The organism is Salinibacterium sp. VpJ6, from assembly GCF_059767345.1.
In genome coordinates this window covers 1,813,103-1,833,351 of the sequence record NZ_JBSOQL010000001.1, presented here as the reverse complement: position 1 = coordinate 1,833,351, position 20,249 = coordinate 1,813,103, and the positions used below count along the sequence as shown (strand labels likewise).

The 20,249-nt window shown below is 60.1% G+C and carries 20 protein-coding genes and 1 tRNA gene; 9 read left to right on the top strand and 12 right to left on the bottom strand.

The window, feature by feature from the left end:
• Positions 1–345 precede the first annotated feature (345 nt).
• Positions 346–1,911 (bottom strand): carbohydrate-binding domain-containing protein, encoded by a 1,566-nt coding sequence (locus tag ACWTV1_RS09060; protein WP_498505008.1) that lies wholly within the window; start codon positions 1,909–1,911, stop codon positions 346–348.
• A gap of 199 nt (positions 1,912–2,110) precedes the next feature.
• On the bottom strand, positions 2,111–2,872 hold the full coding sequence (locus tag ACWTV1_RS09055; protein ID WP_498505007.1) for an SDR family NAD(P)-dependent oxidoreductase: 762 nt from the start codon (positions 2,870–2,872) through the stop codon (positions 2,111–2,113).
• Between the two features lie 94 nt (positions 2,873–2,966).
• Between ACWTV1_RS09055 and ACWTV1_RS09050 the strand changes: the two genes are divergently transcribed.
• A complete protein-coding gene (locus ACWTV1_RS09050; protein WP_498505006.1) occupies positions 2,967–3,572 on the top strand; it encodes a TetR family transcriptional regulator in 606 nt (201 codons plus the stop codon).
• A gap of 20 nt (positions 3,573–3,592) precedes the next feature.
• On the opposite strand, the gene ACWTV1_RS09045 is transcribed toward ACWTV1_RS09050, so the two are convergent.
• Positions 3,593–4,435, bottom strand: coding sequence for a patatin-like phospholipase family protein (locus ACWTV1_RS09045; protein WP_498505005.1), 843 nt, complete (start codon positions 4,433–4,435; stop codon positions 3,593–3,595).
• A 14-nt stretch (positions 4,436–4,449) separates the two neighbouring features.
• Positions 4,450–5,376, bottom strand: a complete 927-nt coding sequence (locus tag ACWTV1_RS09040) for an alpha/beta hydrolase (RefSeq protein ID WP_498505004.1) — start codon at positions 5,374–5,376, stop codon at positions 4,450–4,452.
• A gap of 346 nt (positions 5,377–5,722) precedes the next feature.
• Between ACWTV1_RS09040 and ACWTV1_RS09035 the strand changes: the two genes are divergently transcribed.
• Positions 5,723–6,538 (top strand): dienelactone hydrolase family protein, encoded by an 816-nt coding sequence (locus ACWTV1_RS09035; RefSeq protein WP_498505003.1) that lies wholly within the window; start codon positions 5,723–5,725, stop codon positions 6,536–6,538.
• A 20-nt stretch (positions 6,539–6,558) separates the two neighbouring features.
• On the opposite strand, the gene ACWTV1_RS09030 is transcribed toward ACWTV1_RS09035, so the two are convergent.
• Positions 6,559–6,951: an HsmA family protein gene (locus ACWTV1_RS09030; RefSeq protein ID WP_498505002.1), complete on the bottom strand. Its 393-nt coding sequence runs from the start codon at positions 6,949–6,951 to the stop codon at positions 6,559–6,561.
• A gap of 663 nt (positions 6,952–7,614) precedes the next feature.
• On the opposite strand from ACWTV1_RS09030, the gene ACWTV1_RS09025 reads away from it, so the two are divergent.
• The 7 genes from ACWTV1_RS09025 (at position 7,615) to ACWTV1_RS08995 (ending at position 13,916) form a co-directional block, all read left to right on the top strand.
• On the top strand, positions 7,615–7,896 hold the full coding sequence (locus ACWTV1_RS09025; RefSeq protein ID WP_498505001.1) for a metal-sensitive transcriptional regulator: 282 nt from the start codon (positions 7,615–7,617) through the stop codon (positions 7,894–7,896).
• A complete protein-coding gene (locus tag ACWTV1_RS09020; protein ID WP_498505000.1) occupies positions 7,893–8,276 on the top strand; it encodes a heavy-metal-associated domain-containing protein in 384 nt (127 codons plus the stop codon). The genes ACWTV1_RS09025 and ACWTV1_RS09020 overlap by 4 nt, the downstream gene beginning before the upstream one ends.
• A 42-nt stretch (positions 8,277–8,318) precedes the next feature.
• Positions 8,319–10,433, top strand: a complete 2,115-nt coding sequence (locus ACWTV1_RS09015; protein WP_498504999.1) for a heavy metal translocating P-type ATPase — start codon at positions 8,319–8,321, stop codon at positions 10,431–10,433.
• Positions 10,434–10,469: 36 nt separating this feature from the next.
• Complete coding sequence (locus ACWTV1_RS09010; RefSeq protein ID WP_498504998.1) at positions 10,470–10,961, top strand: DUF6153 family protein; 492 nt, start codon at positions 10,470–10,472, stop codon at positions 10,959–10,961.
• A gap of 90 nt (positions 10,962–11,051) precedes the next feature.
• The gene (locus ACWTV1_RS09005; RefSeq protein WP_498504997.1) at positions 11,052–11,642 is read left to right on the top strand and encodes a DUF305 domain-containing protein; all 591 of its coding nucleotides are present in this window, start codon (positions 11,052–11,054) and stop codon (positions 11,640–11,642) included.
• Positions 11,643–11,711: 69 nt separating this feature from the next.
• Positions 11,712–12,578, top strand: coding sequence for a beta propeller repeat protein (locus ACWTV1_RS09000; RefSeq protein ID WP_498504996.1), 867 nt, complete (start codon positions 11,712–11,714; stop codon positions 12,576–12,578).
• 57 nt (positions 12,579–12,635) lie between these two features.
• Positions 12,636–13,916 carry an APC family permease gene (locus ACWTV1_RS08995; protein ID WP_498504995.1) on the top strand — a complete coding sequence of 427 codons (1,281 nt, stop codon included), beginning with the start codon at positions 12,636–12,638 and terminating at the stop codon, positions 13,914–13,916.
• 76 nt (positions 13,917–13,992) lie between these two features.
• Here the strand turns inward: ACWTV1_RS08995 and ACWTV1_RS08990 are convergent, their stop codons facing one another.
• From ACWTV1_RS08990 to ACWTV1_RS08960, 7 genes are all read right to left on the bottom strand, one after another.
• Entirely contained in the window at positions 13,993–15,240 is a 1,248-nt protein-coding gene (locus tag ACWTV1_RS08990) for an MFS transporter (RefSeq protein WP_498504994.1), read from the bottom strand.
• On the bottom strand, positions 15,237–15,581 hold the full coding sequence (locus ACWTV1_RS08985; RefSeq protein WP_498504993.1) for an ArsR/SmtB family transcription factor: 345 nt from the start codon (positions 15,579–15,581) through the stop codon (positions 15,237–15,239). The genes ACWTV1_RS08990 and ACWTV1_RS08985 overlap by 4 nt, the downstream gene beginning before the upstream one ends.
• A 318-nt stretch (positions 15,582–15,899) precedes the next feature.
• Positions 15,900–15,975, bottom strand: a tRNA-Arg gene (locus ACWTV1_RS08980).
• Positions 15,976–16,061: 86 nt separating this feature from the next.
• Positions 16,062–16,811 (bottom strand): SDR family NAD(P)-dependent oxidoreductase, encoded by a 750-nt coding sequence (locus ACWTV1_RS08975; protein ID WP_498504992.1) that lies wholly within the window; start codon positions 16,809–16,811, stop codon positions 16,062–16,064.
• The gene (locus ACWTV1_RS08970; protein WP_498504991.1) at positions 16,808–17,656 is read right to left on the bottom strand and encodes a fumarylacetoacetate hydrolase family protein; all 849 of its coding nucleotides are present in this window, start codon (positions 17,654–17,656) and stop codon (positions 16,808–16,810) included. The genes ACWTV1_RS08975 and ACWTV1_RS08970 overlap by 4 nt, the downstream gene beginning before the upstream one ends.
• Positions 17,653–18,759, bottom strand: a complete 1,107-nt coding sequence (locus ACWTV1_RS08965) for a Gfo/Idh/MocA family protein (RefSeq protein WP_498504990.1) — start codon at positions 18,757–18,759, stop codon at positions 17,653–17,655. The genes ACWTV1_RS08970 and ACWTV1_RS08965 overlap by 4 nt, the downstream gene beginning before the upstream one ends.
• Before the next feature lie 432 nt (positions 18,760–19,191).
• Positions 19,192–20,220 (bottom strand): isopenicillin N synthase family dioxygenase, encoded by a 1,029-nt coding sequence (locus ACWTV1_RS08960; RefSeq protein WP_100387588.1) that lies wholly within the window; start codon positions 20,218–20,220, stop codon positions 19,192–19,194.
• Positions 20,221–20,249 lie beyond the last annotated feature (29 nt).

The window sequence follows — 20,249 nt, the reverse complement described above, 5'->3', positions numbered from 1 at the left end:
AGCCCGAAACAACCAACCGACACACGCATGAAGCGGATACTCATCCTAAGATCTGAAGTCGGATCCTAATGAAAGGAATTCCGCTGTTTGACTCGACCACAACTCGAAAGTTGTGGAGGATGGTGGCCCCCACTTGAGGCCGGAAACCTAGCAGCAGAACTGCCCGGGACTTCCGCACCTTTGGGGTGACAAGAGGAAACACTACGTGCATTCCTGCCCCCTCACCAACACCAACCACATCCCGGGCGTGTCGCGCTAAGGAACACCAAGAAGAGCCTCCCGCGGGCAGAGGAAAGGGAGCGAAACTCGCGTAGACGGGTCCGCTCCGCTCCACTAGATCGGTCGCTATGGGCGGGGCGCTCCGCCGCCCATTCCGCCAGGGCCGCTCATGCTGCCCACGGCTTCGACTCCGGCCGTTGCGGTTCCCGTTGTTTGACCACCCACGGTGACCGTGTAGGTGGAGCCCTCTGTGACATCCGCCGAGGAAAGAACCACCGACTGGAAGGTTTTGACCGAAGTGAACTCGGCGATGACCGCTCCGCTCTCGTCGAGCAGCTGCACGCTCTCGCCCACACCGTAGGACTGATCGAGAGCTGCGCTCAACCACCCCTGCACGGAGTCCGCGTCAGGCGACGTGGCCATTCCGGTCATGCCGACGGCAAGCACGGTTCCGCCGTTGACGACAACGGAACCATTAGCGTCGAGCGCTCCCTCGCGGTCTTCAGGTGAACCGAACACCGTGCTGATTCCGCCAGTGATCATGATCGAACCGTTGGAGTCCATCCCGTCCCCCTCGGAGTTGACAGTGATTTCGCCACCGGTAACCGCAATCATCGCGCCATCGTCTGCTTCTTCGATGCCACCGACGTCTGTCGTCGTGCTCGTACCACTCGTGGCGTTGATGCCGTCATCGCTTGCGGCAACGTTGAGCGTGCCGCCCTCAACGGTGATGTAGTACGCCTCGATGCCCTCATACGAATTGCTGACCGTCGTTGTCCCTTCAGCAACCACAATGTGAACTTCGGCCTTGAGCCCATCGTCGGTTGCACTGAGCGTCGTCTCGCCACCCGTCATGACAATGTCGGTCTGTGCCTGCACACCGTCGTCACCGGCAACGAGATCGATCGTGCCGCCGGCAATGTGAACGTAGCCACTGGTTTCGTCTTCGTCTTCGTCCGACTTCACGGCATCGCCACCGGCATCAACCGACACCGTGCCGTCCTTGATCGTGAGAGAGTCTTTGCCGCGAAGGCCATCGTCAGCCGCAATCACAGTGATATCACCCGACAGGATCGTCAGGTCATCGTGGCTCGTGATCCCATCGTTTTGGGTGCTCGTCACAGTGAGGGATCCATCCCCAGAAATCGTGAAATCCGCATCACTGAAGAGAGCTGCATTCGCCTCTTCATCGGCACCCGTCGACGAGACACTATTGCTGCCGCTGAGCGACACCACAACATCCTCGGCGTTGAGTACAGCGATCGCAGCGCTCGACGCGTTGGAAATGTTGGCGCCGTCAAGGACGAGAGCAACGACATCCTCATCAGCGGTATCGACAACTACCTGGCCGTCGAGCTCACCGGAGAGCACATAGGTGCCCGCCGCCGTGATCGTCACAGTGTTTCCGGTGACCGAGACGCCCTCACCAGCTGCCGAAGCGGAGGACCCGGTGAGCGTGACGGCGACGGCGCCATCCAAACTCCACTCGTCATCGTTTACCGTGGTCGCGTTTGCGTTAGCCGCGAGAACCTCAGCGGCTACAACGCCAGTGGTGAGTTCGATGCTCGAGGTGGTGCTGCTTTCACTTTCAACGCTCGGGGTCGAGACAGTCGTCGAGCATCCGGCAAGAAGAAGCCCCCCAATGACAATCGTGCTTGCAAGGGCGGTGAGGGTGAATTTTCTGCTCTTCATGGTCAAACTCCTTGGGGATGTCGGCGCAACGTTCGCGCCCCTTTCTTTGGTGATATGGACATCCCACCGGTGTTCTCTATGACCTTTCTATGAACGGATCGTGAGCGAACCGTGGATCTGACTCCGGATAGCCAGCGCTCACCCTCCGGCGAGGGCATCTTGGCCCTCGCCGGATTCGCTCACCCCGCGAAAGAACGAGCTAAACAGTCGACCAACCACCATCAGGCATCAGTACGGCTCCGTTCACGTTCGCAGAATCTTCACTGAGGAGCCAGCATATGGATGCCGCGAGCTCTTCTGGCTTGGCTGGTGCGGGAACAGTGGTCTGCATGATCGGGCCGAGGCGCTCTCCAGCCCATGCGGACTGGAACGGAGCTTCAATGTTGGTCATCACAGCGCCCGGTGCGACGGCATTGCAACGGACACCCTTCGGACCATAGAAAAGGGCCGTGCTCTTGGTGAGCCCGATTACGCCGTGCTTACTGACGGAGTACGTCGTTCCTGACGCTCCCGACTTAATGCTCGCTTCGCTCGCAAGGTTGACGATGCGCCCGAATTCGGCGTCGATCATTGTGGGCAGCACGGCGCGGATCAATCGCATCTGTGCGGTGAGATTGACGCCCATAACCCGGTCCCACATTTCGTCAGTGATCTCGGCCGTCGGAAGAAAGGCATCCATTATTCCGGCGTTGTTGACGAGACCGTCTACCCGATCTCCTGCCGCCGCAACAATTTTGTCGACATCTGCCTGCGCGCTGACGTCGCCGGAGACAGTAACGAGCCGGTCGGTCGCGGACTCGGTTGCTAGCTCGTCGAGTCGCGGCTGGGAGATGTCACTCGCGATCACGCGAGCACCCTCCCTCAGCAGTCGGACCGCTGTTGCCTTACCGATTCCGCTTCCGGCGCCGGTGACGATTATCGTGCGTCCATCAAAACGTCCTGCATCAACTGAATTGGTCATGCCCAGCACTCCTTTGTGTGAAATATCCGCAGTCGCGGCCTAAAAGAATATTACACTCAGTGCCATAAATAAGCCTGTGGGTTATCCTGAGCGAATGACCGCCGTCGAAAGTGAGCATCCGCGTCGCGGGAGACCGCCCCGCGCAGACCCCACCGAAATTGGGTTGGTTGCTCTGCATCTCTTTACAGACAGGGGCCTCGACAGCGTCACAATGGACGAAGTCGCAGTCGCCGCTGGCATCAGCCGTCGAACACTTTTTCGCGTGTTCCCCACTAAGGCATCGATAGTCTGGGGCGGCATGACCGAATTCTCCCGCGAGCTTCAAGCGCGCGTCGAAGCGGCGAGCGGAGACAATGCAGTGGCGATCCTCCACCGCGCGTGGGTCGAGGCTCTTCATATGCTCGACTCAAGTGTCGAGATCACACGACTGCGGATGGTATTGATTGCGTCATCGGAGGATGTGCGCGGCTGGGGCTACGCTCAGCTCGCCGAAGCAAACGAAGTGCTTGAACGGCAGGTCGCCCGCATAGAAGGAATCGAGGAGGGCACCCTCCGTGCTCGGCTTATCTCGACGGCCCTCGTTGCCGCCGGATTTTCCGCCCTCGCTTGGTGGGCGCAGACTAACGACCCGCGCACCCCCGCCGAGGTCATCGATCAGAGCTTTAGCGAACTCGACACCATCTTCGGCACCTCAGACTGAGGTAGGTCAACTGAGGCAGGTCAACTGATCGCTGCGCGAATCCGAGCAGCTTCCCGTCGGCCCTGTTCCCTGCCCGCGACAGCGACAGCAGGAACCACTGAATTGTCGAGACTATTACGCCCCTGCGCCGCCTTCGCTTCAGGAGACATCTCAACAACCTCGACCTTTCGCGGAGCCAACGCCTTCACCTGCTCGGCAATTCGATTGGCTCGACGGAACGCGATCGTGAGAGGAACCAACGCAATCACGGGGCCATCACCTGGCGCCAGATCGAGGTTCGCCGGTGATCGAACTCCGCCGTCGATGTAGACACGGCCATCCAGCTCGACCGCTGGCCACACCATCGGCACAGCACAACTTGCCTCCACGGCATCGACGAGGGCGATTCCGTCAGCTTGCGTGATGATGCGCTCGACCCCGGTCAGGGCATCCACAACCACAATGTGAAGATCGGCATCAGGCCAGGAATGGCTGGGCAGGCGTTTCTCAATGACCGCGTGACGTTTCGCCTCCAGACCGACAGCGGCATGCAGCGCGAATTTGCCCACTCGCCGTGACGATTGGTGTTGATTACCCGGTAGCAGCTGCGCCAGCACAAACTTCACTGTGCTGCCAACGGAAAGCGAATTCGAGATCTCAAATGGCACTCCGGCCAGCTGATTCTCATACAGCCTCTCGATAGGGACGCCGCTTGTGACTTGGGCCGCAACTGCCGCGCCCGCACTCGTTCCGAACGACGCTCGAGCGGCGGTAACGTCGACCCCTTCATCGGCAAGCCCGGCGATTACGCCGGTCTCCCAAGCGATGCCTGCAACCCCGCCGCCGCCAAGCACGAGAGTGAATGGGGCAGTACTTTTAGTCATCGTCGTTCCTTAACCTAGGAAAGAAGCGCGAGTCGCAGCGCCCGGGCTTGTTCTTGCCAAAACTTAACCGAGACATCCTTCTTCGAGTAGAGGGCATCGAACCCATGAAATGCTCCCTCGACGACCTGCAGCTCGCACGGGACGCCCACTTCTCGCAGCCGTCGAGCGTATTCCACATCTTCGTCCTGAAAAAGGTCAAGACTGCCGACACCGATCCAAGTTGGCGGGAGCCCCGCGAGGTCCTCGCTTCTAGCCGGAGCGGCGTAGGGCGATACACCAGAACTGCCAGGCTCCTGCCCTAGGTATGTTGTCCATCCGTAGCGATTGCTCTTCACCGTCCACACCCGCACTTTGCTCGTGTCGTGGTCCGTTCTCACCACGGTACGGTCATCCAACATCGGGTACACCAGCAACTGGAAGGCTGGTTGAACTTCGCCCCGATCATGGGCAAGCAGGGCGAGTCCCGCTGCGATGCCGCCCCCGGCGCTGGCTCCGCCAATAGCGATCTTTGCGGGATTGATCTGGAGTTCTTCTGCGCGAGCCACAAGCCCTTTCAATCCAGCGTAGGCATCCTCGACCGAGGCCGGAGCGGGCTGTTCAGCGCCGAGTCGGTACCTCACTGCCGCAACTACGATGCCTAGTTCTCTGACGAATGCGATGTTCGCTGCGTCATCCTGCTCTGGATTTCCGATGATGTGCCCGCCTCCGTGAATCCAAATCATTGCGGGCACGGCGCTCTCCAGGCGGTCTGGGCTGAAGACTCGCAGCGTCACTTCTGGAGCACCCTCTGGTCCCGGGACCGAAATCTCGCGCACAGTAACCCCCGGCTCGGGAGTAACAGGTTTGGGGCGGGCTCCGCGAAGGATGCGAGACGTTAGAGGGCCAAAAGAAATATTGGGGGTGAAGCGCGCTGCAGAGAGATCAGGGTGGATGCCGGACATATGGTTACTCCTCGTTGAGTCTGCGGGGCCGTCCCACTGGTTTGGTCACCGTTGGTCGCCTTTCGTGCACTCAGTGCCAAAACTAAGATAGGGCATGCTGTGCTGTCTGGCGAGAACCATCTACCTCTCGGCTAGCGATCACCCCAGCGGGGCGGGTGCCGCTAATCACTCTTATGCCCGCGTACCGACCTCTCCACCCTCGGGAAGATCTACGACCACGCGGAACAGGTTGAATGAAGCCCCTCTCGCTGATCATTGCTGAGTAGTCGTTGATACGCCCCCCTTTTAATCCGTCCGGGTCGTGACCATCGACTCAGAACGCGATGCGCTGCGAGATGATGGGTGTATGACAGCCGCTAGCGCTTTCTCCGCCCCGGTCGGCGACCTGAGCGGGTGGGTTCGCGCCCCCTTCACCGCCGCCGGCATGACCTATGACTGCTTCGAAAAGGGTTCGGGGCCAGGGGTGGTGCTCATACCGGAGATCCCCGGGATCACACCGGAGGTGCTTGGCCTGGCTGAGCACCTCGTCGTCGCCGGCTTCACCGTCGTCGTGCCCTCACCATTCGGCCAGCCTGGCAAGGCGAAGTCCGTGGGCTACATGACGCGGATCGTGCTGCGGCTGTGCGTGGCAGCAGAGTTCCGAGCCTTTGCGACGAATTCCTCCCGCCCCATCACTGACTACTTCCGGGCGGTTGCATCCGACCTAGCTGCCCGCACCCCCGGGCGAGGCGTTGGCGTCATCGGGCAGTGCTTTACCGGCGGCTTCGCGTTGGCCGCCGCAATCGACGACTCTGTGGCGGCATCCGTTCTCAGTCAGCCCGCAGTCCCTTTTCCCGTGGGCCGCGCTCGTCAGCTCGACGCCGGAGTCTCGCCCGATGAGTTCGATCGCATCGCTGCCCGAGCGGATGCCGGCGAAGTCTGCGCCCTCGGGCTACGTTTCAGCGAAGACAGCGCCGCCCCGCGCGCCCGCTTCGACACCATCAAAGCCCGTCTCGGCGACGCGTTCGAGATCATCCAGTTGGATTCATCGCCCGGAAACTCTGACGGCTACGCCGCTACAGCGCACTCAGTGCTGACAGGCGAAGTTCGGGAGAATCCGGCCAACTCCGCTGCGGTTGCGCGCGACCGAGTGGTCACGTTCTTGCGGGAGCGAATCGGCTGAGCGGCGTCTGCTGATCTGATCTAGCCGAGGCTCGATCCCAGGGCGCCAACGATGTACGGCACGAGCCAGATTCCCCACACGATGACAGAGAATCGGTGAAAGCTGGTCTTCTCGGCTTCACGATTACCCACCAGCACGACAATCGCCCAAGCGAGGTGCACGGCCATGAGAACGATCGCGATAACTCCCGTGATGCCCATCAGCTGGTTCAACGCGCTCTGCTCGATGCCGGCTGCACGATTCTCGGTCGCGATCAGGTTCATCAGGAACGTGCCCGTGGCATCCGCCGCCAATCCCAGCCCGAAGAGCACGGCATGCCACGGCTTGAGCACCTTCTGCACTCGCTCGCTCCACACCCCGACGGTGTAGAACACGAGGGCCAGAGTGATGAGGATGATCGCAGGCAGCAGCATCTCTCTAGTGTGGCCTGTTCACGGCTCGCGGGCAAAAGTGGTTCTTAACGACGAAAGCCCCACACGAATGTGAGGCTTTCAGCTGGTGCGCCCGGAGGGATTTGAACCCCCGGCCTATTGATCCGTAGTCGAAAACCATTCCCGCAGAACTATGCGGAAGTGCTCAAAATCGCTGCAGAACACTGGTGACTGGGCGCGACTCCGATGCCCCACGTTGACTGGGCTGCTCCCCAAGTGTGGGTGAAATGTGGGCACGACTAATCTGACCATTGCTCGACAAAGTTCTAAATTCCCAGTGTACTGGTGAAATCGCAAAAGCGACTTCAGATCGGGTTCTTGAAGTCAGGGCCCACTCTGTCGCGCGACGGGCCGGGTCCACAAAAATCTGATCCAAGAATCTCGGCAGCCTAGCGAGCTGATCGCCGAGAATGGCCAGGCGACAATTGCCACCTATCCCAGTGGGGCAATGCCGATCGCGCTTGAGGACTTCAGCAGTAACGGCGCCTAACCTCCCACGGCCTGAGCAACGAAGCCAACGGGATGATCGGAATTATCAACGCTAGCTGGTTGAACCGAGGCTGCTCCGCGTCCGAACCAAGTTGCCAAGTGTGGTCACGAGCCGAACACTGTACATTTTATACTCTAGGGGGGTATGGTATGTGCATGAATGGATATGCCCAGAATAAAGATGATGTTCTCAAACGGCTCCGTCGCGTCGAGGGACAGGTTCGGGGCATAGAACGGATGGTGGAGTCCGACAAATATTGCATCGACGTGCTGACTCAGGTGTCTGCGGCCACGAAAGCGCTGGAGTCAGTCGCGCTGTCGTTGCTTGCAGACCACTTAGGCCACTGTGTTGCCGAAGCCGCCGGTGAAGGTGGATCTGTCGCCGCCCAGAAAATCCGCGAAGCCAACGAAGCGATAGCTCGTCTCGTTCGTTCATGACAACACTTCAACAAGGAGAGAACATGACCTCAATCGATCGCGTAGACCTTGGCCTAAAGGACGGGTCTGGGTGCAGCTGCTGCGCCGCATCCGCGGCCCCAGCGCGTGAACCCGCTTCCGGGGCATACGAAACAGAGATTCTAGTTCAGGGGATGACTTGCTCGCATTGCGTCGCAAACGTGACCGAGCAACTTGGTTCGCTCGAAGGAGTGCTCGCAGTGACGGTCGCTCTAGTCTCGGATGGGGTATCGACAGCTAGTGTCTCGAGCTCTATTGCCCTTGATCCTGCGCACGTTCGTTCTGCAGTCGAAGAAGCCGGCTACTCGCTAGCAACCACCCAGAAAGAACCTTCGCCGGGTCTCAAACACGAATCGAATTAACTCGCCGAGTCTGAGTAAAACGACAAAAGTAGGGATTGGCCAATGAGCGCTCACAACCACAGTGGCAGTACCGCGAACGCAGCACCCGACGACGCTCATTCGCAGCACAATGAACCGGGTGCTGCAGAAAGCGGGATGCCCGATTCACAGCAACCGCACGGTGGGCACCCCCAGCATGGTGGTGGAGGCCATGGCGATCACGTTGCCGGCTTCCGGCGGATGTTCTGGATCATGTTGGTCGTTGCGGTACCGGTGGTCGCGTTCTCGCCGATGTTCGCGATGCTTCTCGGCTACGAGCTGCCCGCTGCATGGATGGTCTGGATCTCTCCTGTGCTCGGCACTGTCATGTATATCTGGGGCGGTGCTCCGTTCCTTACGGGCGCGGTGAGCGAGGTGCGCAGCAAGCAACCCGGGATGATGCTCCTCATCGGTTTGGCAATCACGGTGGCCTTTGTGGCGTCGTGGGGTGCAACATTGGGCGTGCTGGATCATAGGCTCGATTTCTGGTGGGAACTGGCACTGCTGATCGTGATAATGCTGCTAGGCCACTGGATCGAGATGCGGTCGCTAGCGCAGACAACGTCAGCGTTGGATTCCCTCGCTGCGCTCATTCCTGATGAAGCCGAGCGTGTTGACGGTGACCGGACGGTAACCGTTTCGCCATCAGAGTTGCGTGTGGGTGACGTTGTTGTGGTTCGACCTGGTGGTCGTGTTCCTGCTGACGGACGGGTTGTTCAGGGCTCGGCGAGCATGGACGAGTCAATGATTACCGGGGAATCCCGGGCGGTCCGTCGCAGCGAAGGTGACTCCGTCGTTGCGGGCACTGTCGCGACCGACTCCGGGATGCGCGTCGAGATCACCGCCGTTGGTGACGACACCACGCTTGCTGGAATTCAGAAACTCGTCACCGAGGCGCAAAGCTCATCTTCGCGTGCGCAGCGTCTCGCCGATCGTGCTGCCGGATGGCTATTTTGGTTCGCACTCGGCGCGGGAGCGATTACTGCTCTGGTCTGGACTCTGCTCGGGATGCCGGATGCGGCGGTTGTTCGCACAATCACAGTGCTCGTCATCGCGTGCCCGCATGCTCTCGGTCTTGCTATCCCGTTGGTGGTGTCGATATCGACCGAACGAGCCGCTAAAGCCGGCGTGCTGATCAAGGATCGTTTGGCGCTGGAAAGCATGCGCACAGTTGATACGGTTCTCTTCGACAAGACCGGAACGCTCACCAAGGGAACCCCCGCTGTTACCGCTATCGAACCAACCGAAGGCTTCGAAGCGGACGAACTGCTCGCATTGGCGGCCGCCGCAGAAGCTGACTCCGAGCATCCTCTCGCCCGCGCAATCGTCGCGGCAGCACGCGAGCGTGAACTGTCAGTGCCGAAATCGAGCGATTTTGAGTCGTCGCCTGCAGTTGGTGTCCGGACTCGCGTCGCTGACCGCACAGTTCAGGTTGGCGGTCCGTACCTTCTCGAACAGGAGGGTGGCGCTGAGCTTCCAGCAACTGCGGAATGGGCAGAACAGGGCGCAATCATTCTCCACATCCTGATCGACGGCAGAGTGGCCGGCGCCTTAAAGCTTGCTGATGAAGTGCGGGCCGAATCCCGGGATGCGATTGCCGCACTCCACGACCGTGGCGTTCAGGTAGTGATGATCACCGGCGATGCGGAGGCTGTTGCCGCATCCGTCGCAGAAGAACTCGGAATTGACCGCTACTTCGCCGGGGTGCGCCCGGAAGATAAAGCCCTCAATGTCAAAGAGCTACAGGCGGAGGGACGCAAAGTTGCGATGGTCGGAGATGGCGTCAACGATGCTCCCGCCCTTGCGCAGGCGGATGTGGGAATCGCGATCGGTGCGGGCACGGATGTTGCTATCGCCTCGGCGGGGGTAATCCTCGCCAGCGACGATCCGCGCTCGGTGGTGTCGGTCATTGAACTGTCTCGAGCGTCGTACCGAAAGATGAAACAGAATCTCTGGTGGGCCGCCGGCTACAACCTTCTTTCCGTCCCGCTTGCCGCCGGCGTACTGGCGCCGATCGGATTCGTGCTGCCCATGTCGGTCGGGGCTGTTCTCATGTCGATATCAACTATTGTTGTGGCATTGAACGCACAGTTGTTGCGCCGGTTGGACCTCAATCCCGAAAAGTTCACCGGCCGCTAGCGGCCGGCACAACGTCGCTCTAGACGAGGAAGCACTATGACACGGATCACAGCAACGCGATACTCTCGCGCTACTGCGTCTGCGTCTGTGCCTCGATCGTCTAGAGGCACTGCTGAGCCTCACCTTGCCGGCACGGTCTGGAAAGCGACTGTTCTGGTTGTTCTCGCCGTGGCACTGATTGTCGGAATATTGGCGATGCACTCGTTCGCTTCGACGGCGTCTCACTCCGAGATGGGAATGCCAACCGAGAGCTCGACCGCGGCGGTTGGCTCGCCTCATGACACTGCGGGTGTGTTCGCCGCTTCGAGCCCGGATTGCGTTGGCTGTGGCGAAGATGCATCGATGACCATCATGTGGTGTGTTCTTGCGTTACTTACCGCGACGCTTCTGTTGGTCGCATCCAAACTGGCGAAGGGATGGGTAGGAGTTGCCTGGCGTCATCTCTTAACTGCCAGACCAATCCTGACGGTTGTCGGTTTCGTCCCGCTGCCCCCCTCTCTCACCGTTCTCTGTATTAGTCGCACCTGATTAGGGTTCTGTCGGCTCAGCCTCGACATGCCAGACGCATGCCCATTCCGGCCATGCGCTAATTACTGACTAATCAGGAGAACCACAATAATGAAGATCCGTTGTGCGGCGACAGCCGCTATGACCGTCACCGCACTACTAGCGCTCACCGGTTGCACCACTGCCATGACCGATTCGGCACAGAGCCCCGACTCGTCGGCCACCGAGTCGGTCACGGTCGCCGACGCGAACAGCTCCGACGTCATGTTCACCACAATGATGATTCCGCACCATGAACAAGCCGTTGAGATGGCCGACATGGTGCTTATGAAGGAGGGAATCGACCAGCGAGTCCTCACCCTGGCACGGGACGTTAAGGCTGCTCAGGCTCCCGAGATTGCTCTCATGAATAGTTGGCTTAACGACTGGGGTGTAGAGGTTGATTCCGGTATGGCTGGGATGGATCAGGGCGACGGCATGATGTCTGATTCTGATATGACTGATTTGGAATCTGCCAACGGCGTCGAAGCGTCACGCCTGTTCCTTGAGCAAATGATCCTTCACCACGAAGGTGCAATCGATATGGCCCTGTTAGAAGTTGAAGCCGGCCAAAACTCGGCCGCGGTAGAACTGGCACAACAGGTCATTGATGCGCAAACCGGCGAGATTACCGTCATGCGCGACATCCTCAGCTCCTTGTAATCACTGCGGGGCTCGCCGTTCACCGACGGCGAGCCCCGCCCCCACTTTCTCTCACGAAGGACTTTCTCAATGTTTTCCTATTCCCGTCGGCTGCTTGCTGGCACAATTCTCGGCGTCACCGTTTCCCTTGCTGTTGTAGCCTGCTCACCGGCACCTGGCAGCCCTTCCTCTGCGCCGCCAACCATCCAACACATTCATGACATCGTGTTCAGCAGCAACGGCGACCTATTGATCGGGTCACATGATGGCGTTTACGCCGTTGAGCTCGACACCGGCGACACTTCACTTGTGGGCGACGTCGCTTTTGACTCGATGGGGTTGGCCGCTCAGGGCGAGACCATTTTTGTCTCCGGTCATCCCGGAGCGGACAACCACGATTCTTTCGTCGCGCCCCACATCGGGCTCGTCAAGCACACCGTAGAGGTCGGCTGGGAGCAACTATCACTGGCTGGAACGACCGACTTTCACAACCTCGGTACCACGCCCGCTGACCCTGATTTCATCGTTGGGCTCCCCTCTGATCGACCCGTGCTCTTGCGAAGCAACGATGGCGGACGTACCTTCGCTGACGAATCCGAACTGTCTGCGCGCGACATCAGCATCGATAGCGACGACGCAAATGTACTGACCGCGACCACCGCCGACGGCCTCGTGGTTAGCCGCGATGGGGGCGATACTTTCTCACCCCTAGCCGGGCCGACCCTCGTAGTGATTTCGCCGGACCCCACCCGGGAAGGTGGGATAGTTGGCGTCGCACCCGACGGCGAACTCTGGATTGGGTCCACTGCGCCTGACGCCGAGTGGACGTCGGCCGGCATCGTCGAGGGTGGCGCCGCAGCAATTGTGGTGAACGACGATGGGGCAATTGCGGTTGCAGGCGAAAGCAGCGTCGCCATCTCTAGAGACGGAGGGGAGACATGGACTACCGTCATTTGAGCAGAATAGTCGTCACCCTGCAGGTCCGGACCGAGCCGCTAATCGAAAAGACAACGCATGTCTGAGCGCACCAACAAAATCACTTTATTGGGCTCCGTATCGCTGGGCACCGGTGTGATGATCGGCGCAGGGATTTTCGCCCTTGTCGGCCAAGTTGCTGAGTTCGCAGGGGACTTTTTCCCCCTCGCTTTTCTTCTTGGCGCGATCGTGGCCGCCGTGAGTTCCTACTCCTACATTCGTTATTCCAGCGTGAATCCTTCGTCGGGCGGCATCGCAATGCTGCTGAAGGATGCGTACGGGCCGGGTGTTGCTGCCGGTTCGTTCTCCCTCTTCATGTATGTATCGATGGTCGTAGCTGAAAGCCTGCTCGCGAGAACATTTGGCACCTACCTGTTGCGACCCTTCGGGCTGCAAGACTCGGTAATTCTTGTGCCAATGCTGGGGGTGGCGGCGATCGTCGCTGCCGCGATTGTGAACCTCATCGGCAACACCCTCGTGGAACGTTCGGCAACTGTCACCGCGGTGTTGAAGATTGTCGGAATTGCGGTGCTCGCGATAGCAGGGCTGATTGGGGTGGCGTCTGCCGGTGACGGTTTCTTGTCAAAGTCGTCTGGCGACTCGATCAATATCATGGGGATATTGGCGGGCACAACGCTGTGTGTGCTCGCCTATAAAGGGTTCACAACCATAACCAACCAGGGCGACGACATACGTAATCCCAAACGCAACATTGCGCGTTCAATTCTCATCTCCCTTGCTATCTGTACCGTTCTCTATCTGCTAATTACTGTCACGGTGAGTTCGAGCATCGGTGCGAGCGGCGCAGTAGATGCCCGTAACTATGCTTTGGCTCAAGCCGCCGAACCGTTCTTCGGCACATGGGGCGTTGGAATCACCGTTGTGATCGCGGTCGTCGCCACCCTGTCGGGGCTGCTCGCCAGCCTCTACTCAGTGTCGCGGCTCTATGCAATGCTGCAGAAAATTCGGCAGGCACCCTCTCTGCCGAAATCAGTTCCGCAGCAACCGATGGTCATCACCGCCGGGCTCGCAATTCTGGTGACAGTGTTTCTCGATCTCAGCCAGATCGCGTCAATGGGCGTCTTTCTTTACTTAACAATGGACATGGCAGTGCAGTGGGGTGTCATTCGTCACCTGAAGGAAAAAATTGAAGCCCGCATTTGGCTTCCGGTGCTGACTATCGTGCTTGATCTGGCCATCCTCGTGCCGTTTGCCATCCTCAAGATTCAAAGTGACCTTTTTACGGTGATCGTTGCGGCGATTGTCGCAGCAGCAATCATCGTGGCCCAGGTCATCACAGTGCGCACTCGCCCTAACTGAAAACCTGACGCACCCAGTAGCTCTTCAAAGTGCGCGCAAAGCATGGGTCCGCACTGTAAATCAACGCTCAGCTGGATCATTCCACTAAACACGGCGATTCTTCCCAGTAGCTGTCGCCAGCTTGCGCACGTCGGCGAACGCCGAACGCCGTGATCGAGGCCAAGATCGCCACAAGAGTAAGCGTCGCAGTGGCGACAGGAAGACTCGCTGCGCCGATCCATCCCGCCACGGGGTAAGTCACGAGGAAGCACGCGTGCGAGAGCGCAAACTGCGCGGTGTAGACAAGATTGCGGTTCTCAGGGTTGGAAGCCTCCGCCAGCAAACGCGATGAGGGCGTGTTGATTAGGGAGGTACCCATGCCGAGAATCAGCCAAGTTCCCAAAAGCGCCCACCAACCGGTTGATGTGGTGACGGCGACAATCGTGACAGCGTTCGCAGCGAGAAGCCCACCAACGACAACGGATAACCCGATGAGCATTGTGCGCGTAACGCCGATTCGATCAACGAGCCGCGGGACGCTCACCGCCACAAGTAGTGAACCAATCCCGTAGGCGCCGAGAGTGACCGCCAGCGCAGCGTCATCAAGGGCGTAGATACTCTTGGCATAGACGACTGAGTTCACGAGAACGATCGCAGTGCCCGCCGCGACAACTACGTTCGTGACCATTAGAAACCGCAAGCTCGGAGTCCGAATGAACACCAGCACGCCAGTGGGGAGTCGCTGCCAGAAAGTGCCACCGTCTCGATTTTTCGCACGTGCCGGCAGCGTCGTTCCCAACACGAGAACTGCAGAGCCGGCGAAACCGATCGCTGTGCCGACGAATAAGTTGTTGTAGCTGATTACAGTGAGCAGTACAGCAGCGATGGTGGGGCTTAACAACGCTTCAAGATCGTAGGCCAACCTCGATAGAGCCAGAGCTCGCGTGTAGTCGCGGGCTTGAGGCAACACGGCGGGGATCAACGATTGGAATGCGGGGGTGAATGTTGCTGATGCCGACTGCAACACGAATACCAAGAGGTAGATCTGCCATGTTTCCGTGACGAACGGCAACATCAACGCGATTGCAAGCCGGACCGCATCGGCACCGACCAACACTGCCTTCTTCGGCAGCCGATGCACCAACGCCGCAACCAAAGGTGCGACGCCGACGTAAGCGACCATCTTGATCGTGAGAGCAGTGCCCAAAACCAAGCCGGCAGCATCCCCTGCAAGATCGAAAGCCAATAGGCCCAAGGCGACCGTGAGCATCCCGGTGCCGAGCAACGCAATTACCTGCGCGCTGAACAACGCGCGGTAGGTCCTGTTGCGAAGCACCTCGATCATGCGTGGTGTGCCGGTAACTCGTCAATGGAGTGCTCCGCCTGCAGTATCGCCTCGATCACCAACCGCTTCGCGTGCTCGTCAGTCAATCGATAAAACATGCGATTGGCATCCTTGCGCACCAGCACCAGTTTGCCCCAGCGCAATTTCGCCAAATGCTGAGATACTGCGGCAGGACTGCGATCGACGATCTCGGCAAGATGATTCACCGACAACTCACCATCCTGTAACGCGAGCACGATCCGAATTCGGGTGGCGTCCGCAAGTAGCTGAAATACTTCCACCGCGATCTCGACATACTCGCTATCTGGCTGGACTCTCTCCACCTTAGTATCTTCATGCATACATAGATACTAAGCATGCCAGCAACCGTTGTCTAACCCAAAGTGGCACTTCGACCCATGATTCGGGCCTACTGCGCCGACAGGCGACGCACGAGTACACGAGAGCCGCTAAGCCCCAGCCCCTCGATTAGAGATCAATAGGTCACTCCCACGCGGTGGCCCGAAACCCAGGCAAACACTGGGCCGGGAAGAGTGGCATAGTCCACATTTCGGTCAAAATCCGGCCCAAAACTTTGTGAAGTGTGGGCAAAATGTGGGCAAAAGAAAAACAGGCCCGACCGCACTCCACAAGAAAGTGCTGGTCAGACCTGTTTTATTTGGTGCGCCCGGAGGGATTTGAACCCCCGGCCTATTGATCCGTAGTCAATTGCTCTATCCGCTGAGCTACGGGCGCATCTCGATGACTTTCGCCAACCAGAAAACTATACCAGCGGTTTCGGCCTCTCAATGACACTTTTGTCAGATGGATGCCGCGAGCGCCTATTTTCTGACGCGAAGGTGCGCCACACCGCCATCAACTTCGAGCGCGGTGCCCGTAGTTGAGCCCGAGAGTGGGCTCGCCAAATACGCGACGGCGCCGGCGACTTCTTCGGGCGTGACCATGCGTCCAGTTGCCTGACGGGCATCCAGAGCGGAACGTTCCTTGACCGGATCGTCGAAGCCCTGCAGCATCCGCTCCACGAACGGGGTGGCAACTGTGCCGGGGCTGACCGCGTTGACGCGCACACCATCCGCCACATGGTCGGTGGCCATCGCGTAGGTCAGGGCGAGAACGGCACCCTTCGAGGCGCCATACAGCGCGCGCTGCGGAAGGCCGTTGAGGGCGGCGATGGAGCAGAGGTTCACGATCGCGGCGTGCTCAGACTTGCGCAGCCAGGGCATGGCTGCCGCCGACACCCGTGCCATTCCGATGACGTTGATGTTGAGAACGCGCGCCCATTCGGCGTCGTCGTTCTCTTCGACGGTTCCGACAGCGCTGATGCCGGCGTTATTCACGACGATGTCGATGCCGCCTAGTTTCTCGGCGGCCGCAGCAACAGCGGCGTCGACGGAGGCACGATCTGACACGTCGGCCGTGAATCCGTGGAGCCGAGCATCCAACCCCTCGGTGTTGAGGTCGAGCACCGCAACCGTGGCACCGCGCTCTTCTAGCGCGAGGGCCGAGGCGAGGCCGATGCCGGAAGCGCCACCCGTGACGACGGCGACGAGACCGTCGAACTCGGCACTCATGCCTGCACCAGAGTCTGGCGAGCGCGACCGAGGCCGTCGATCTCGAGTTCAACGACATCGCCGGCACGCAAGTACGGCTGGCCCTCGATGCCCATGGCGACGCCTGCCGGGGTTCCCGTGTTGATGACGTCGCCGGGCTGCAGCACCATGAACTGGCTCAGGTACCAAATGATGTGGTTCACGCCGAAGGCCATGTTCGCGGTCGTGCCATTTTGGCGCTCCACACCGTTCACCCATAGGCGCAAACCCAAGGCTTGAGGGTCGGCGACTTCGTCGGCGGTCAGCAGTTCAGGCCCGAACGGATTGAAGGTCTCGCAGCTCTTGCCCTTGTCCCAGGTTCCGCCACGTTCGAGTTGGAAGGCGCGCTCGGAAACGTCGTGCGACACGGCGTAACCGGCAATGACGGCAGCCGCGTCATCCGGAGATTCAAGGTAGCGAGCGGTCGCGCCGATCACGACACCAAGCTCGACCTCCCAGTCGGTCTTCTCGCTCGTACGCGGGATGAACACGTCGTCGAAGGGGCCAACCATCGTGCTCGGGTCCTTCATGAAAATGACGGGCTCGTCGGGCAGAGTTGCGCCGGTCTCTTCGGCGTGGTCGCTGTAGTTGAGGCCGACACACACGATCTTGCCGGGGCGAGCGATGGGAGCTCCTACGCGGACACCCTCGGTAGCCGCGGCGGGAAGAGTGCCCGCGGCGAGCGCAGCCTTCGCGGCGGCAACACCATCCGCGGCGAAGAATGCTCCATTGATGTCGGCAGCGATCGAACGCAGATCGAAAGCTTCCCCGTTGTGCAAAGCGACGGGGATTTCTGAGCCAACCGGCCCGAGTCGCGCGAATCTCACTGAGTGTTCTCCTTCGTTGCCAGCGCGATACCTTCGCGCTCTTGTGATTCATAACCGGCCTCGACGACCGCCATGGTGTGCATGACGTCGTCGACCGAGGTCGGAAGTTCAGAAACTGAGCCCTCGAGGAAACGCTGCAGCGCGCTCATCGAACCGATGAAGGCATCCGGGAACCAGCTGCCCTCAAACGGTACCGGCTGCCAGCCCAGCTCGGGCTTGTCGGTATAGGCGATAGCGAGAGCGTCGGGGCCTCCGCGCGGATAGTCGAGCATGAGGCCCAACTGCGCGCGAATGGCGCCCTTGGTGCCCTCCCACTTCACGAACGCCTCCTCGAACTCGCCACCGAATCCGTGGTCGTGGTTCGTGCTGATCGTGACCCGCAGCGGCCGATCACGGTACCGCATGATGATCGTCGAGCGAGTGTTCGAGACCTGAGGCTTAGCCGGATGCCGCACCGTCGCCACGCTCACACCGTCGGGGTCGCCCAAGAACGAACGCACCAGATCCATGTAGTGCACGCTGTGCATGTTGAGTTCGAGACGCTCGATGCCGAGCACGTGCGGGAAGATCTCCCACGGCGTCTCGGTCGCAATGCGGATTTCCATGTCATAGAGCTCGCCAATCGCGCCCTCGGCGATGAGCGTGCGAGCGGCCGCGATGTACGGCGCGAACCGCAGTTGCGTATTCACTGCAGCAACAAGGTTCTTGCGGTGACAGATCTCGAGAAGCACGCGCGCCTCGGCCAGGTTCTGCCCCAGCGGCTTCTGGATGAGCACCGCTGCACCATCGGGCAGCTGGTCGAGCACTGCCGGGTACTGCTCGGGCATGAGCGCGAGGTCGTAGACGGCATTTTTCGGAGCCGCCGCTACGGCATCCGACAACGACGTGTACACATTCGGGATGCCGAACTCATCGGCCAGCGCCTGCGCCTTGGCCGCCGTGCGGTTCACGATCCCCCACACCTCGAACCCGGCCTTGCGGTAGGCCGGCAGGTGAGCGTCTTTGACGATTCCGCCGGCGCCAATCATGACGATGGGCCGCGGATGTTGCGGCAGCGCCAGCGTGTAGGCCTCGGCTGGCTCACGTTCTGGAAAGTGCGACACGGGGTGCTCCGGCTCTCATAGACGGTAAAACTCGTGATCAAACGATATATCAAACGCGTGGAGGCGGCAATGCGGCGGGCGGGAACTCCGCGGGGTGGCGGCACTGGCAAATATCGCCCGACCTTCGGAAATTCAGGAAATTCGAGCGCGCGATCGCTTTATTGGCCCATTGGGAGCTACGAGAAGACGAATCTCCTGAATTTCCAACGTTGGCTAGCGCGGAGAGCGCGAGGGGGCGCGCGGAAGGTGAGGGTAGCTGTGCGCCAGCGCGCCGTCCCAATGCGTCGCGCCGTGCACGGCAGCACGTACCGCAGCCCACGCCAGCACGTACCGCGCACCACGCTCGCGCCACAACGACAAGTGCGGCCCACCCGCAAGGGTGAGCCGCACCTGAGTTGTGTCAGCAAATAGCGCTGGCGCTAGCGAGCGGCCTTAGATAGCACCCCGCGGGCCCTGGATCAGATCATCGTGATGAATTTGGGCAACGTTGGGGTGCGCCCGCATTCGGTAGCGGAGGGCATTGTCTCCGTAGGTTTCGAGGATCGGGCTGTTCGTGGGGTCGAGCGAGAGTCCGCGCGCTTGAGCGGCGAGCTCGGGTGGCAGCTGCAACTGCGGCATCACGGTGTCGAGAGCCGGGTTGAAGAAGAACGGGATCGAGATGCGATCATCGCCGATCAGAGGGGAGATGACGCGGTGCAGAGTCGCCTTGAGGTAACCCTCCGTCGCGAGTTCGAGCATCTCGCCGATGTTGACGACGAACGCACCCGGCTTGGGCGGGACATCCACCCACTCGCCCTGGAAGTCGACCTGCAGGCCGCCCTTGCCCGGCTCCACCATGAGCAGTGTGAGAACGCCGCCATCGCGGTGGGCACCGACGCCCTGCTTGGGCTCCGGGTTGGACTCACCGGGGTACCGCACGATCTTGAGCTGCGGGAACGGCTTCTCCGCAAAGGCGTGATCGAACACGTCCTCCGGGGCGCCGAGGGCTTGGGCCCACGCGCGCAGCAGGCGCAGCGAGACAGCGCTGAGTTTGTCGTTCCACTCGTTGACCAACTCGCGAAGCTGGGGAACGGCATCCGGCCACAGGTTCGGGCCCTCGAGGCGCCAGTAGTCAGCGAGCCCGGCAGCGTTGTCGACCACGTCACGCTCGGGGCCCACGTCGATCTGTTCACGCCAGTCGGTCTTGCCCTCGGTTAGCTCGCCGCCCACTCGCGTGTAGCCACGGAACTGCGGGCTGTTGACGTTTTCGACGGCCAACTTCTGCTCAGCGGGCAAGGCAAAGAACTCGCGTGATGCCGCAAGCAGGTCATCCATCAACGATTCTTCAACACCGTGACCGACAAGGTAGAAGAACCCCACATCATGGGTCGCACACAGCAAATCATCCCGGAATTTGGCGGCCGATTCGGGGCCGCCATCAAGTAGCGAGAGATCAATGACTGGGAGTGCGGAATCGTTCATGCCACGATATTTACACGCGAAGTTTGAGA